Source organism: Mucilaginibacter sp., assembly GCF_028288105.1.
Classification (GTDB): Bacteria; Bacteroidota; Bacteroidia; order Sphingobacteriales; family Sphingobacteriaceae; genus Mucilaginibacter.
Map to the genome: position 1 here is coordinate 16,456 of NZ_JAQBOI010000141.1, position 15,939 is coordinate 32,394.

Consider the following 15,939-nt stretch of genomic DNA (forward strand, 5'->3'; position numbering starts at 1 on the left):
GATTAGCTAATTAAAGAAAGACAGATGGAGAAAAACAACATGCACGAAGGCATGGATCACAGCAAAATGCACAAAGGTCATGATTCGCACGTGGGAATGTCGGAGCATGACCACCATGCGATGATGATCGCTGATTTTAAAAAGCGTTTCTATGTGGTGCTGGTTCTTACCATTCCTATTATGCTGTTATCAGCTATGATACAGCATTTTATAGGGGTGAACTGGCAGTTTAATGGTTCTTCCTACATTTTGTTTGCCTTGTCTTCTGTCGTGTTTATTTATGGTGGCTGGCCTTTTCTAACGGGATTGGCAGATGAAGTAAAGCGCAAAAGTCCGGGCATGATGTTCCTGATCGGCTTTGCCATAACGGTCGCTTACAGCTATAGTGTTGCCATCGTTTTTGGCCTTAAAGGCATGGATTTTTTCTGGGAGCTGACTACTCTTATCCTGATCATGCTTTTAGGGCATTGGATCGAAATGAGGTCTGTAATGGGCGCGTCAAATGAATTGGAGTTATTGGTTCAGCTCATGCCTGCAGATGCGCACATGGTAATGCCGGATACGGTGCATGACGTAAAAACGGATACACTGAAAGAGAAGGATATTATACTGGTTAAACCCGGCGAAAAAGTTGCGGCGGATGGTATCATACTGGAAGGTGAAAGCTATCTGAATGAGTCGATGCTGACAGGGGAATCCAAACCTGTGCTGAAAGGCAAAGGCGATAAAGTGATCGCCGGTTCCATCAATGGTAATGGCTCGTTTAAAGTAACCGTATCCCATGCGGCCAAAGATTCCTATTTGTCACAGGTAGTCAAGTTGGTCGATGATGCACAAAAATCAAAATCCCAGACACAGCTATTGGCGGATACAGCGGCCAAATGGTTAACTATCATCGCATTGGTAACAGGCATAGGCACATTTCTGTACTGGTATTTAACCGGCCAAACTTTGGCCTTTGCGATGGAAAGGATGGTGACCGTTATTGTCATTTGCTGCCCTCATGCTTTGGGCCTTGCTGTACCTCTGGTCGTTGCCAAGTCAACCGCTTTATCAGCTAAGCATGGCTTGCTGATAAAGAACAGAACCGCGTTTGAGAATGCCAGGAAAATCACCACCATTGTATTTGATAAAACAGGCACATTAACCGTAGGTAAGTTTGAAGTATCCAAAGTCATTTCGCTGAATAAGGACATTAAAGAAAATGAACTGATCCGTCTGGCATCAGCGTTAGAGCAAAATTCCGAGCACCCTATCGCTACAGGGATCCTGCAAAAGGTTAAAGAACTAAAATTAGCCATTCCGCCAGCCGAAAATTTTAAGGCAATCACGGGCAAGGGCGTGAAAGCGACCGTAGAAGGCAAAAAGCTATTAGTTGTTAGCCCCGGTTATTTAAAGGAAAATATGTTAACGCTACCGGATAGCTTTAGCGCCAATGACACGGAAACAGTGGTGTTTGTACTGATCAATAAAGAACTTGCTGGTTATATTGCCTTATCTGACGAGATACGCCCGGAATCGGCGGAAGCCATTAAAATATTACAAGCCGAAAACATAAAGTCGATCCTGCTTACGGGTGATAATACTAAAGTAGCCGCCAGCGTGAGTAAAACCCTGGGGATGGATAACTTTATTGCCGAAGTGTTGCCGCATCAAAAATTAGAAAAAATAAAAGAACTGCAAAGCAAAGGTGAGTTTGTAGCAATGACTGGGGATGGTGTAAATGACGCACCTGCCCTTGCCCAGGCAGACATCGGGATAGCCGTAGGTTCCGGCAGCGATATCGCGGCGGAAACAGCCGGGATTGTTTTAGTGAACAGTAATCCAAAGGATGTCGTTAGCCTGGTTTTATTTGGTAAAGCGACATATCAAAAAATGATACAGAACCTTATCTGGGCGACCGGTTATAATGTGGTTGCGTTGCCGTTAGCAGCCGGCGTATTATTTAACCAGGGTATTTTATTAAGCCCGGCAGCGGGCGCCGTATTGATGACCGTAAGCACGGTGGTAGTTGCCGTGAATGCCGGTTTATTAAAATTAAAGCTTAACTGATGGTTTAATGCCCCTCCCCACCTAAACCCGATTGTACGGAAAGCCAGCTTCTATCAGCGGCTTGCATCCCGATATGCATCGGGACAGGGTCCAAGCGGGGCTGCATTAAGATAGTACCACAGCCTTTGCTTTTCTAAAAACAAGCATAAACAACACACCCCTAACCCCTCTCAACAGGGGAACTATGGCGGTTAAACCCCTCCCTGCCTTCGCGCGCCCTTCGACAAGCTCAGGATGACAGCCGCGCCTCTCCCGGGGAGGGAATAGATTTTTGGCTGCCGATCGTGCAAACTGCTCACCCTAAACTGCCAACTAATCTTCCGGCTTCTCCCTCGGGTCGGCCATGCGTACTATCCTTGGTTCAAACCTGGCGAGTACCTCCACCAGATCATTCTGCGCGGCCATAACGGTGTGGATATCTTTGTAGGCCATTGGGGCTTCGTCCATATCGCTGCCCATTAAGGTGATGCGCTTGTGGATAAGGTTGGCGGCAATGGCGGCTTTGTCCAGCGTTTTAAAGGCGGCGCTTCGGCTCATTAAACGGCCCGCACCGTGGCTGGCCGAGTTGATACTTGTTGCATCGCCCTTACCGCGCACCACAAAGCCGGGTGTGCTCATGCTGCCGGGGATAATGCCCAACACGCCTTCGCCGGCCGGGGTTGCGCCTTTACGGTGCACCATTACTTCGGTACCATTGGCCAGTTGCTCTTTCCAGGCAAAGTTGTGGTGGTTCTCTATCCGTGTGATAGGGTTAACACCTAAGGCACGGGTAATTTTGTTGTGGATCTCGTGGTGGTTGGCACTGGCGTATTCGCCGGCAAGGTTCATGGCTATCCAGTATTCCTGCCCTTCGTCCTTATCCAGATCTAACCAGGCCAAATGTTTGGCTTCGGCAGGGAGTTTGGTTTTGGTCATGGCTATTTTGCTGTAATGATTGGCCACCGCACCCCCAAACCCACGCGAGCCTGAGTGTGACAGCAAAGACAAATACCTGCCGGCAGGGATGCCGTTTAAAGCGCCTTCGGCAATTGTTAGCTCGCCCCATTCCACAAAATGGTTACCGGTACCGCTGGTACCTAACTGCGCATAAGCCTTATCTTTTAACGAGCGGATCACTTTGGTTTCGCCCCAAGTTTTGCTGTCAAACAGCGAGCTGTCAAAGTATGATTTGGTTGTGCAACCCATCCCGAAATACGTGTTATCAATTAGGATATTCTTTAGCTTGTCGTTTTCGGTATCAATAGCTTCGGCAGGCAAATCGAAAATGCTTAAGCACATACGGCAGGCAATATCCACCCCAACCGCAAACGGAATAATGGTATTGGCCGTGGTAGCCAGCACGCCGCCAATAGGCAGGCCGTAGCCCTGGTGCGCATCGGGCATCAGCGCGCCCGCAACAGCTATAGGTAATTGGATAGCCGTACGCATTTGTGCTAAGGCGCCCACCTCAATATGTTCCAATCCCCATACGGGGAAGTCGGCTATCTCTTCTTTCAGCTTAAAATTGCTGCGTTCCTGCTTTACAAATTTGCCTTGTTTACGCATGGCAATTACGTCTTCGGCCAGGTTTTTAAACTTGCCGCCTTTCTTTAAAGCGTAAGGCATAGGGTCATCTATCAGGGCTTCTAAATTGGCCAGTATTTCGGGCTTTGCCATTACGTTGTGTTTCAGCAAACCATTAGCCACGCGACTAAAGTTCACCAATACTTCTACATCGTTAATGCCCAATGCCTTTAATTCGTTGTTGCCTATTTTTTCTTTTTCCATAATCTTGTGGGCCTCACCCTGCCCTCTCCAAAGGAGAGGGTTCTTTTTAATATTTATATTTTGTTTACTATTTGGCCAAATCTAAGCCCTCTCCTTTGGAGAGGGTTGGGTGAGGCTTTATGATACAAAGAAATACAGCTACTGCGCAGCGTATTTGCGCACTTGAAAATAATTTATAAATTCATCAAAATATTCTCAAATCCTATGCCTGTTAACCGCAACGCCCTTATCCGCTACCGCACTATTGACCAATGCCTGCAAAACCGGAGGAGGAAGTGGACTCTTGACGACCTGATAGAGGCCTGCGGCGATGCCATATACGAATACCAGGGCATTGATACCGGTGTTAGCCGCCGCACCGTACAGGCCGATATGGAGATGATGCGCAGTAATAAACTGGGCTACGAAGCGCCTATTGTAGTGACTGATAAAAAGTATTACACCTATAGCGATAAAAATTACAGCATTACCAATAGTCCGCTAAACCAGCAGGACATGCAGGTGCTGAGCGAAGTATCTGGCTTATTAAAGCAGTTTAAAGGCTTTAATCACTTTACCGATCTGAACGAAATGGTGAGTAAACTGGAGGATAAGATCTATTCGCAGAAAACGCATAGCCCGCCGGTAATTGACTTTGAGAAGAACGATAACCTGAAAGGTTTAGAATGGATAGAGGTGATCCGCAAGGCTATTGTGGCGAAGAAAGCTATCTGTATCACCTATCAATCGTTCAAAGCCAGGGAAGCCAGTACTTTTTGCTTTAGCGGATACCTGTTGAAAGAATACCGCAACCGTTGGTTTGTATTAGGGCGATCGCACGCAAGGAACGCCCCCCTGCTTACCCTGGCGCTCGACAGGATCCAGACCGTTGAAGAGCACATGGATGATTACCGGGAGAATACAACCTTAGACCTGGCAACGTACTATAATGACTGCATTGGGGTAACCAAATCGCCCGGCCAGCGCGATTGCGAGGTTGTTTTCTGGATAGATACCGCTAATGCGCCTTACGTAATTACCAAGCCGCTGCACCATACCCAAAAGCTGCTGAGCGGGGATGAAACGGGGAAGATATTCAGTATCAGGGTGATCATGAACTTTGAATTAGAGCGGGAATTACTGGGTTTTGGTGCTAAAATGAGAGTGTTGGGGCCGAGGATATTGGTGAAGCAAGTGAAAGCGCAATTGATGAAAACACTGGAAAATTATAAGATACCTGAGACAGAATCTTCGGGCATTATCCCCGAATAACTATATCTTAGTTTGATAATCGCACTTAAACCACCTATGCGCCTTAAACAAAAGCTGCCCGTTACTTATCTGCTGTTTACTTTTAATGGTCGTTTGTCAAAGGGCGTTTTTTGGCTGGCTTCGTTATTTTACTGGTCCGTGTTTTATATGTTGTACAACCTATTGCTATTCGGTATAGGCGAACAGGCAACGTTTATATTATACCCTTTGTTATTCTGGATCATTGCTGCAACGTCTATCAAACGCCTGCACGACCAGGGTTACTCCGGGTATTGGCTGCTTACCATTCTAATCCCGGTACTTGGGCCATTGTGGCTGATATGGCGATTAGGATTTAAGAAAGGTAATTATTCGGCAAATAATTATGGCTCGGTACCCGGGTCAGCGCCCGATTATCTTAAAAATGATGAGGGCAAAGAAATCCCGCACCTTAAAACCGATGAACGTATTATTGACGATGTAACCCGGCTAAACCCCGTACTGGTAGCTAAAATAGTGCGGCCAACATCGGTGGAAGAAATCTGCGAAATTGTAAAAAACACTAATGGGCCTATTTCTGTAGGTGGTGGGCGTTTTAGCATGGGCGGGCAAACCGCCAGTCCGCATAGCATACATATTGATATGCGGGGAATGAACAAGGTACTGGAGTTTTCGGCAACAGATAAGGTGATCAAAGTGCAAACCGGCATCCGCTGGTGCGATATTCAACAACATATTGATGAGCATAACCTAAGCATCAAAATTATGCAGACTTACGCCAACTTTACCGTAGGCGGTGCTTTGAGTGTGAATGCACACGGGCGGTATATGGGCATGGGGCCGGTGGTATTATCCGTTCGCTCTATTGACGTGGTGTTGTCTGATGGAGTATTGATACATGCTACAAAAACCGAAAATCAAGAGGTGTTTTATGGCTCGATAGGCGGTTATAACGGCATTGGCGTTATTGTACAGGCCGAACTGGAACTGGCCGATAACCTGGCCATTAAACGCGTAGATAAAAAGATGGAGGTGGAGGAATATAAGGAGTACTTCTTTAAAACCATCCGCGATAACCCTCAGATAGTTTTCCATAATGGCGATATCTACCCGCCTAAATATAAGCGCTTGCGAGCTGTAAGCTGGATAGAAACCGATGAAAAGCCAACGGTTAAAACCCGGTTAATGCCGCTGAAAGAATCATATCCATTGGAGCGATACTTTCTGTGGGCGTTCACCGAACGGCCTTTAGGAAAACCCTACCGGGAATTTATAATTGATCCTTTACTATTTAGGGGGAAAAAGATCCACTGGCGCAACTACGAAGCCGGTTATGATGTTGCCGAACTGGAGCCTAAATCAAGAATAAACAGCACTTATGTATTATTGGAATATTTTGTGCCGGTTAACCGCTTTGAAGAATTTGAAAAGGCCATGGCCGAAATATTTATCCGCTTTAATGTGAACGTGCTTAATGTTTCCATCCGCCATGCTAAAGCTGATCCGGGGACCTACCTGGCCTGGGCGCGTGAAGAAGTATTTGCTTTTGTAGTATATTACAAGCAGCGTACAGACGCCGCCTCTAAACACGCGGTAGCGGTATGGACACGTGAATTGGCCGATGCGGTGACTGCCGTAAATGGCGCTTACTATTTGCCTTATCAGGTACATTCAACTGCCGGGCAGTTTCACAAAGCCTATCCCAATGCACAAAAATTATTTGATCTGAAAGCCAAGCTTGACCCTGACTACAAATTCAGGAACATATTTTGGGATACCTACTATAAACCATTAAAACCACAAAACAATGGCTAATAACACATCCGAGTTTAAAGCAGTATTTAATGATACCAAATGGAGCGATGATTTCTACAGGTTCCTGCAGGTGATATTTCATTTGTATCCCGAAGATAAATTTCATCAGCTGATCAAAGAAGAAACCACCGTGGGTAAAACTGACGAGGAGATCTACAAATCGGTGCAAAGTAAACTGAAAAGCATTAAGCCCTTTTTATCGGAACTGACCTACGCTTTACCGGCGCTTAAAAAGCAAAAGAAAGAGATCACCAGGCAAACACTGGAGTTATTGGGCGGCGTAAAACAGATCAACGGTTATGCCGAGATAGGTTCGACAGGCCGATATATCAGTCAGCTTAGAAAAGAAACTAAAATTAAGGGGCCTATATACCTCATTAATGATCTGGCGCCAACCAACTCACCCGGTGATATCATGGAGCGGGGGCAATTAAGCAAACTGGGCACTTATGTTGATATCAACGGTTATGAATCCATCAGCAGTTCTGTTATACCCGATGCAAGCCTGGATGTAGTTACCTGCTATATTGGTTTGCACCATTGCCCGGTAGCTAAACTGGATGGATTTGTAAAGTCGATCAACCGCATTCTGCGGCCTGGCGGCTCATTTGTTATTAGAGATCACAATGTAAAAACGCCCGAAATGGCGACTTTTGTTTCGTTGGTGCATACGGTGTTTAATGTGGGCCTGAATGAGACCTGGGAATTTGAAGCGAGAGATTTCAAGAACTTTAAACCAGCAGATGAGTGGGCCGTAATTATTGAAAAAGGCGGCTTTAAAGATGCCAATAAACGGATATTACAGAATAAAGATCCATCAGACAACACCTTAATGTTATTCACCAAGGTATAAACATGAGAAGGCTACGGATATTGACATTAATTTCGCTGTTGCTGGCAATAATAACGTTTACTGTTAAAAACAGGAAGCCATCCACTGTGCCTGCCGGAAAAGGTTTGTTGGTTGATAAAGCCTGGCTTGCAACTACTGCGCATCCATTAACACCGCAGGCAGCTATACGCCCGCCCGATCAAACTTTCCTGACCTACCCCGAATGGTTCCTGGTATTTAGTCCGGCCGAACAGGCAGATTACTTTAAAACGCACACCTCTACCACATTTCCATACATGAAGCATGTTGATCAAATGTGGAGCGGGTATAGGGTAATGTACGATCAGATAAAAGGCAATTTCCCATTCAATACCGGTTATCATGTAATGATCATGGTTATTGCAGGCAGCACAACGGCAGAGTACGGCATCAAATCGTTTTACGAGACTGTAATTGGCCGGGTGACCGATACCAACCCCAATGAAGAAATGACCGCCGAAGACAAATTCAATGCGGACTATGAACACAGTTACGTGAAATTTATTGAAGCTTTACCCTGGTACCAGTATGATTTTAACCATCAGCTTAAAACGCTGTGGAGCAATACTTCATTCTCTGGCTCGCACTTGCTGCGCAAACTGGAACGCCGGTATTATTTAACTACCGAGCTAATGGTTAAAAGCGCTTACGGCTGGTTGATAGGCCTCGGCACTAAATCGGCATATGAAACCGCCTCACTGCAAACAGCTGTGGTGATGGCTAAGCTACCTGTTGGACTGGACACAACCGGGCTTATTCATAATATGAAGCTATTGCCAAACGGCATGGTACAGGCCAACTTACCACGCTATGCCGAATTTAATACTTCGGTTGGCAAGCTGGCAAAAAAAGGGATTAGCTTTATTGAGATCGCCGGCAATAAAGGCGCTATTATGATCACTGTTTTAACCACTAAACCTTTGCCTGCAAATAGTGATTATAATGTGCTATTTACCCAACCTATTGTAACCAAACCGGGCCTAAATAGGGTTGCGTTAGTAACAACGGTGAAGAGCTTAAGCGGCACTGTACAAACCTTCCTGGCCGATAAGATAATTATTGAACATGTATATGACTTTTAAAATATGTGGGGTATTGTTTGCTTGGTTTGGCAAACCGGGCAATTGATGAAGCAACAGCAAAACCAGTGACAGGAGCATAATGCTTTGGAACGGGGCAATCCTGTTAAAACTATAAGGCCGAACTATTTTAACCGCTACCCTATTTGGATGAAAAATCGAACCGCCTCAAGAAATTTATGAGGCGTTTTTTTTGTTTTAAAATCATATAAAAAAGGATTTGTAAAAAGGTATATTTGTATAAATCATCTGCTTTTTTAACCTAACCACCTGTTTATAACCCTACTATCTAAAACATTTATTAAAATGATCAATCTAAATGTAAACCAGAAAGCATATCAGGTGGATGCCGATCCTAATATGCCTTTATTGTGGGTGATAAGAGATATCATCGGTTTAACAGGCACTAAGTATGGCTGTGGTGTAGCACAATGCGGCGCCTGCGTTGTTCATTTAAACGGCGAAGCTGTACGTTCATGTGTCACCAAAGTTAGCCGCGCCGAAGGGCAAAAGATTGTAACTATAGAAGGCTTGTCAAAAGACAATAACCACCCTGCGCAGGTAGCTTGGAATGAAGAGAATGTTCCACAATGCGGTTATTGCCATTCCGGTCAGATCATGTCGGCCGCGGTATTGTTAAGAGAAAAACCCAACCCTACCGACGAGGACATTGATAGTGCTATGGCTGGTAACATATGCCGTTGCGGTACCTATCTTCGTATCCGTAAGGCCATTCATCTTGCCGCCGAACTTCAAAGAAAGGAGAGCGCAAGCAAATGAAAAAGCAATTACATCATAAAAAACGATATCTATTACCACTAAGAGCTGTAGCCGTTATTGGTTTCCTGTTATCTATGGTTGGCATAATGGCTTTCGGCCTAAATAAGAAAACCGAACCAATAGCCGGCGATACCAAGACCAAGCCATTAGTTATAAAAAAAGACAGCGTAGCCTCTGTCAAAGCTTTTAAGCAGGTATATACCGTACTGATGAGTGCCCGCTGTATGAATTGCCATCCGTCGGGGAACATCCCGCTGCAGGGCGATGAGAGCCAGTTGCACACCATGTCGCCGCAAAGGGGTATTGACGGTAAGGGCGTTTATGCCATGAAGTGCGCTAACTGCCACCAGGCAACTAATACCCCGGGCCTGCACACGCCACCGGGCAACCCTAACTGGCATTTACCACCGGCTGATATGAAGATGGTTTTCCAGGGCAAAACGCCCCGCCAATTGGCTAAACAACTTATTAATCCAAAACAAAACGGCAACAAAAACATGCAGCAATTAATTGAGCATGCGGACGACGGGCTGGTACTTGCCGGCTGGAATCCGGGCGAAGGCCGTACCTTACCACCAATGAGCCATGCTGCATTTAAAAAGGCATGGATAACGTGGCTTACAACAGGTGCTTATGCACCCAAAGGGAAATAAAGCTGTGTTATTATAAACGATCATCAAACCACTTAACTTGTTTACCATGAGTACAAGTAATGTATCAAGAAGAAATTTTTTGAGGGCTGCCGGGCTTACCGGCACTGCCCTTTGTTTAGGGTTTTATTTCCCATCAAACGCTAAAAATTCGCAAATAGTAGCTGCAGATGGTGCCGCAGCGGCCGATATCGAGCTGAATGCCTGGATACGCATTGATACCGACGGCAAGGTCACTATCTTTAACCACCGCGCAGAAATGGGCCAGGGCTCCTACCAGTCGGTCCCGCAAATAATAGCCGAAGAGCTGGAAGTAGATCTTAAGGATGTGAATATTGTTTTCGCGCAAGGGAACCAGGATAAATATGGCAGCCAGATAACGGGCGGCAGTTCCACCATACGGGGCTCTTATAAAAACTTACTAAAACTAAGTGCGACGGCACGTTTGATGCTGATTACTGCGGCAGCGGCTAAATGGAATGTTCCGGTAACCGAGTGCTATGCTCAGTCTGGCAATGTTATCCATCGCCCATCAGGGAAAAAATACCACTATGGGGAACTGGTTGTGGATGCATCCAAACTGGAAACGCCAAAGAATATCATACTAAAAAAACGGTCGGAATATAAACTGGTTGGCAAACCGCTTCACCGGCAAGATACGCCGTTAAAAACCAATGGCGCCGCGATATTTGGGCTGGATAAGAGACTGCCCGGCATGTTATATGCAACTGTAGAGCGCAACCCGCGTTTGCGTGGAAAAGTAAAAAGCTTTGATGATATAGCTACGCGGAAAATACCTGGTGTTACGGATGTTTTTAAGGTGCAGATGGACGTTTTTAACACTACCCGTGAAGGTGTGGCTGTAGTGGCTAATAGCACATGGGCGGCTATTCAAGGCAAAAAGGCTTTGCGGGTAGAGTGGGATGATACCGGCTTTGAGCACGTGAATACAGCCGACATTTATAAACGCCAGCACCAAGAACTGGCAACAAAGGAAGGCCTCTCTTTTAAAAAACAAGGCGACCCGGACGGTATCATAAAAAATGCGAAAAAAACATTAGATGTGATCTACCAAACACCTTATCAGTCGCACAGCTGTATGGAGCCCGTAAATTGCATTGCACATTATCAAAAAGATAAATTAGAGATATGGGGGCCTATACAGGCGCCGGATTGGGTGCAGGAATATCTTAGTAAACAATTGGGGTTCCCTAAAGAAAAAGTGTTTGTTAATATGACCTTCCTGGGTGGTGGCTTTGGCCGGAAAGCTTTTTTAGATTACCCCCACGAGGCAACAATGATCTCCAAAAAGATAGGTGCCCCCGTGCAGGTTGTTTGGACAAGAGAAGATGATGCAACACAAGGGCCATATCGCCCGGGGATGTCCTACCGGGCACAGGGTGTTATTGCAAATGGCGAGATCAGTGCGGTAAAATTTAGAATGGCCGGGCAAAACCACAACCATTTTATGGGTGGTAAAAAGGATGTGGCCAATGATAGTACTGCCGAGGGGTTTTTACCTCCTTATTTTGAAACTATTAAAAACATTAGCTTTTCTGATGTGCCGTTTGAAACACCTGTGCCTACTATGTGGTGGCGCTCGGTGTACGCTTCAACAAATGGTTTCGCCTACGAAAGTTTTATGGATGAACTGGCGCATGAGGCCGGAAAAGACCCGCTTGCCTTTAGAAGGCAGTATTTGAAGGATGAAAGAAGCCAACGCCTGATAGACAAAATGGAAGAGGTTTCGGGTTGGAAAAACAGGAAGAAAAATGAAGGTTACGGCGTAGCGATAACAGAATGTTTTTCGAGCACCGTTGCCCAGGTGGTAAAAGTATCCAGAAAGGCAGACGGTAAAGTTAAGATTGACCATGTGTGGGCAGTTATGGATTGTGGCTGGTATGTAAACCCCGACATTATAAAGGCGCAGGTAGAAGGAAGTGTTGTTATGGCACTGGGCGCGGCTACTATCCACGAGATCACCTTTAAGGACGGATTGGTTGAGCAGAATAATTTTTACGATTATAAGATGCCGAGGATAGCTGATATCCCACCGATAGACGTATACATCATGGAAAATGATGCTGATGCAGGTGGTGTGGGCGAACCGGGTTTGCCTGCCTTTGCCCCGGCATTAACCAATGCTATTTTTGACCTGACCAGTAAACGGATAAGAAAACTACCGTTTGATATGGCCTTGGTTTAAGGTACAACAGAATACCGAATTGTGCTTACTGGAACTTAATTGATAGTAAAAGTGTGTAATTTTTTGTTACTAAATTGTATACTATATAGTTATGAATATCTTGATTTTTAACTATTAATTATTTATATTTAATTTATAAAATAAGCCAAAAAACTACTGAAAAATAGGCATTAATTAAATACTCATTATCATGGCTATATTGAACAAAAACACCTCAATGGGTAAAACCAGAGTTGCTATGCAGAACGATACACAGGCATCCGCTATTGAAGATCAGATCGATCCATCGGCAGTTACCAACGAAATTGCATCGGTCGATGATCAGGACCAAACGGAAGAACCCGGCGAGGATTAATGTAAGTATTTTATCTTATAACCGCTGCCCTGTCTGAGGGGGTATGAAAACATATGCACCTGAATTTAACAAACAGGGTAACCCTTACCTTTGTATGCCTCCTAACGTGTGCGAGCACGTTTCTATTTGCTCAGAATACAAAAAGGCACGCGCTTAAATTTTCAGCCGATTCGGCAACTGTTGAGCTGTTACGAAACAAGAGTTTAAAAGTACAATCTATAAGACCCGATAGTGCCTTAATATACGCGCAACAGGGACTGGATCTGTCCAGGAAAATTGGCTATAAAGAAGGTGAGGGTAACTGTCTTAACAGGTTGGGCGTTGTTTTTTGGAAAAACGGCAGGTATGATCGCGCGTTATTATTTTTGCTTAACTCTTTAAGGTTGCGCGAAGAAATAAACGATCGGTTGGGGGTACTAAAAAGTCTGAATGATATTGGCATTATTTACTCTGACCAGGGCGATAACGTTAAAGCATTAACCTATCATTTTAAAGCGAAAGCTGTTGCCGAAGCCCTTCATGACAGAAGGAGAGTTAGTATAGTGCTATCCAACATCGGTAACTGCTACCTAAAACTAAATAAAATTGATTCGGCATTACATTATGAGCTGCAGGCATATGGCATACAGCATCTTTTAAATGATAAAAATACAATGCCCAATACGCTTTCCATTTTGGGGGATATCAACTATAAAATGGGTAATGTTCCAATATCGCTGGAGTATTACCGGTTAAGCATACGGTATGCAATTGAAAATGACGACCAGATAGCTATTGTTGATACCTATAATAGTGTAGCCCAATTATACATTAAAAAAGCCCAGCCAGACTCAAGCCGTTACTATGCATCAATAGCACTCAAAACAGCACAAAAAGCCGCATACGCTGAGGGTATTTATACTGCCAGCGATTTACTTACCCAGTATTACCGTGGAAAAGACGAACACCAGGAGTTATTGTATTATAAAATAGCCATGGCTGCAAAAGACAGTATGTTTAATGCCGAAAAAGTAAAAGAGATACAAACCCTTAGTTTTAATGAGGCTGAACGCCAGCAGGAAAAAGCTGAACAGAAAGAAAGGGAGGCACAAAAAAGAATTATTAACCTGCAACTTATTGGTATAGCCCTATTTATTCCCTTTTTCTTTTTGCTTTTGCTGATATTGAGCAAAAGCCGTGTTCACCGTAAAGTAGTTGAGTTTATGAGCGTGCTTTCGTTATTATTTAGTTTTGAGTTCATAACGCTGCTGGTACATCCGTTTGTACAGCTTATAAGTGATCATTTACCGGTGATTGAACTACTGATACTTGTTATATTGGCTGGCATATTAGTACCGTTACATCATTCAACTACACGTTGGCTTCGCGAAAAATTGGCGCATATTTCAGATCATCCGGCAAAAGCACCCGAACCAAACACCCTTAAGACCAGAAAAATAAGAAGCCGTTGATGTTACAATATTTAAGCCTTTTGCTATAAGTTTGCAACCATGCCCGTATTTTGTATGGGATATCATTTATTTAGAAATGAAGAAAAAGATAATAAGCTGGTCAAATATTACAACCGTTGTAATGTTTGTTTTCGTGGTTGTGGTATTTATAAGCCCGCAAGCTAAAGCCTTTTTGGTTAAAGGCCTTATGAAAGTGGGGCTTTTTCAGCCGCCTGTTAAATACGAGCCAGCCGGCAATGAAGCATTCGCTTATATCCCTGATCTTACTTTAAAATCTGCCGACGGCACCTTAATTAATTTGAAGGAACAGAAAGGCAAAGTGGTTTTCGTTAACTTTTGGGCGCCATGGTGCCCACCATGCATTGCCGAAATGCCCTCCATAAATATCCTTTTTAAGCAATTTAAGAATAACCCCAATGTTTTAATACTAACTGTTGATATAGATGGAAAGTTTAACAAATCGGTGCCTTTTATGAATAAGAATGGTTACCAATTACCCGTTTACAGCTTTGCAGGCCCGGTTCCTGATGGCTTTTTAACAGGTTCTATCCCAACCACGTTTGTTGTTGATAAAACCGGCAAGATCGTTATCCGGCATGAAGGCGCTGCTGATTACAGCAATCAAAAGTTTATCAACTATTTTCTTGAATTGAGTAAGCGTTAGTTCGACCTATACAATCAAAACAAAATAGGCCTGCTAAAAAATAGCAGGCCCATTAATATTAATTTAGTTAATTCTGTGCACTTTTAAATTATCATAATAAATATAATCTGTAGTGTTGGCGGTCCAATAAGATTGGCTGCCGCCACGGAAAGTATGAAAGGTTAGCTGGTCTATCATTCTCTTAGAATCATTGGTAGTCCACCTAATGTTTTGATCAAGTATTATATTTCCGTCAATAACAATTTGTACATGCCCATCTGTATTAGAACCGGTATTGCTTTTAATATATAAATGCACATGATACCATTGGCCTTTAACCAATGCGCCCGTTGTTGGGTATGATTTCCCAAAGGTATCTCCAAAGTTATTCCCGGATGATGATCCGCCATTCATATCCTTATAATACAAATACGGCTGAAAGTAAACCCTGCCGGGGTTTGAATCCGGCGAGTACCACATTAATCGTAATGTACCGCCATTTCCGTCCCAGGCTGCATCGCCTCCTGTATTGTGTTCACCAATCCCAAATCCAAAGCCTACCTTCCCTCCTCTGCTCCAGTTAAACTGGCTGTGAAACTTCACGTCGTAATCCATTTCATAAGCTGCACCTGCCTGTATAACCGAATTAGCCACTAAGCCGCCGGCCCCGGATAATTGCCCCGGAAGCAAAGTAACGCGGCTTCCCACCGTTCCGTCTTTTCCGTTAGTTGTATAGGCCCTGCTATCGTTCCAGCCGCTTACATTACCAAAATCGCCGTTAGCCTGGCTACTGGTATAGGTAGCTCCATTAGTTTTGTTATTCCAGTCAACTGTCCAGCTACTATTAACCGCGTCAATAGTAAGCCTGTTGTGAGCTGCCGATTCATTGGTACTCGTAGGTGCTTCCATTTTGGTACCCGCTTCTTTCTGGCACGATCCCAGCATAATGCTTGCCATTGCAAGCGTAACTCCTGATGTAATAATTCCTCTTCTCATATTTATAATTTAATTGGTTACATATTAAAATAATATCAGGCGCC

The 15,939-nt window shown here is 44.3% G+C and carries 13 protein-coding genes; 11 read left to right on the forward strand and 2 right to left on the reverse strand.

Going from position 1 to position 15,939, the window contains the following annotated elements:
- Nucleotides 1-24: 24 nt before the first annotated feature.
- Complete coding sequence (locus JWQ85_RS09820) at nt 25-2,052, forward strand: copper-translocating P-type ATPase (protein WP_299467396.1); 2,028 nt, start codon at nt 25-27, stop codon at nt 2,050-2,052.
- A 312-nt stretch (nt 2,053-2,364) separates the two neighbouring features.
- Here the strand turns inward: JWQ85_RS09820 and JWQ85_RS09825 are convergent, their stop codons facing one another.
- The gene (locus JWQ85_RS09825; protein ID WP_299467398.1) at nt 2,365-3,819 is read right to left on the reverse strand and encodes an RtcB family protein; all 1,455 of its coding nucleotides are present in this window, start codon (nt 3,817-3,819) and stop codon (nt 2,365-2,367) included.
- A gap of 204 nt (nt 3,820-4,023) precedes the next feature.
- Between JWQ85_RS09825 and JWQ85_RS09830 the strand changes: the two genes are divergently transcribed.
- The 10 genes from JWQ85_RS09830 (at nt 4,024) to JWQ85_RS09875 (ending at nt 14,920) form a co-directional block, all read left to right on the forward strand.
- The gene (locus tag JWQ85_RS09830; protein ID WP_299467400.1) at nt 4,024-5,070 is read left to right on the forward strand and encodes a WYL domain-containing protein; all 1,047 of its coding nucleotides are present in this window, start codon (nt 4,024-4,026) and stop codon (nt 5,068-5,070) included.
- 36 nt (nt 5,071-5,106) lie between these two features.
- Nucleotides 5,107-6,864 carry an FAD-binding protein gene (locus tag JWQ85_RS09835; protein WP_299467401.1) on the forward strand — a complete coding sequence of 586 codons (1,758 nt, stop codon included), beginning with the start codon at nt 5,107-5,109 and terminating at the stop codon, nt 6,862-6,864.
- Nucleotides 6,857-7,717, forward strand: a complete 861-nt coding sequence (locus JWQ85_RS09840) for a methyltransferase domain-containing protein (RefSeq protein ID WP_299467403.1) — start codon at nt 6,857-6,859, stop codon at nt 7,715-7,717. Before JWQ85_RS09835 ends, JWQ85_RS09840 begins: the two co-directional genes overlap by 8 nt.
- A 2-nt stretch (nt 7,718-7,719) precedes the next feature.
- Nucleotides 7,720-8,817: a hypothetical protein gene (locus JWQ85_RS09845; protein WP_299467405.1), complete on the forward strand. Its 1,098-nt coding sequence runs from the start codon at nt 7,720-7,722 to the stop codon at nt 8,815-8,817.
- A gap of 303 nt (nt 8,818-9,120) precedes the next feature.
- On the forward strand, nt 9,121-9,594 hold the full coding sequence (locus JWQ85_RS09850) for a (2Fe-2S)-binding protein (protein WP_299467407.1): 474 nt from the start codon (nt 9,121-9,123) through the stop codon (nt 9,592-9,594).
- On the forward strand, nt 9,591-10,247 hold the full coding sequence (locus JWQ85_RS09855; RefSeq protein WP_299467409.1) for a hypothetical protein: 657 nt from the start codon (nt 9,591-9,593) through the stop codon (nt 10,245-10,247). The genes JWQ85_RS09850 and JWQ85_RS09855 overlap by 4 nt, the downstream gene beginning before the upstream one ends.
- Before the next feature lie 46 nt (nt 10,248-10,293).
- Nucleotides 10,294-12,450 carry a molybdopterin cofactor-binding domain-containing protein gene (locus JWQ85_RS09860; protein WP_299467411.1) on the forward strand — a complete coding sequence of 719 codons (2,157 nt, stop codon included), beginning with the start codon at nt 10,294-10,296 and terminating at the stop codon, nt 12,448-12,450.
- Nucleotides 12,451-12,640: 190 nt separating this feature from the next.
- The gene (locus JWQ85_RS09865) at nt 12,641-12,805 is read left to right on the forward strand and encodes a hypothetical protein (protein WP_299467413.1); all 165 of its coding nucleotides are present in this window, start codon (nt 12,641-12,643) and stop codon (nt 12,803-12,805) included.
- Between the two features lie 53 nt (nt 12,806-12,858).
- Nucleotides 12,859-14,256 (forward strand): tetratricopeptide repeat protein, encoded by a 1,398-nt coding sequence (locus JWQ85_RS09870; RefSeq protein ID WP_299467415.1) that lies wholly within the window; start codon nt 12,859-12,861, stop codon nt 14,254-14,256.
- Between the two features lie 76 nt (nt 14,257-14,332).
- The gene (locus tag JWQ85_RS09875; protein ID WP_299467417.1) at nt 14,333-14,920 is read left to right on the forward strand and encodes a TlpA disulfide reductase family protein; all 588 of its coding nucleotides are present in this window, start codon (nt 14,333-14,335) and stop codon (nt 14,918-14,920) included.
- 63 nt (nt 14,921-14,983) lie between these two features.
- Here JWQ85_RS09875 and JWQ85_RS09880 read toward each other — a convergent pair whose 3' ends face one another.
- Nucleotides 14,984-15,895: a polysaccharide lyase gene (locus JWQ85_RS09880; protein WP_299467419.1), complete on the reverse strand. Its 912-nt coding sequence runs from the start codon at nt 15,893-15,895 to the stop codon at nt 14,984-14,986.
- Nucleotides 15,896-15,939 lie beyond the last annotated feature (44 nt).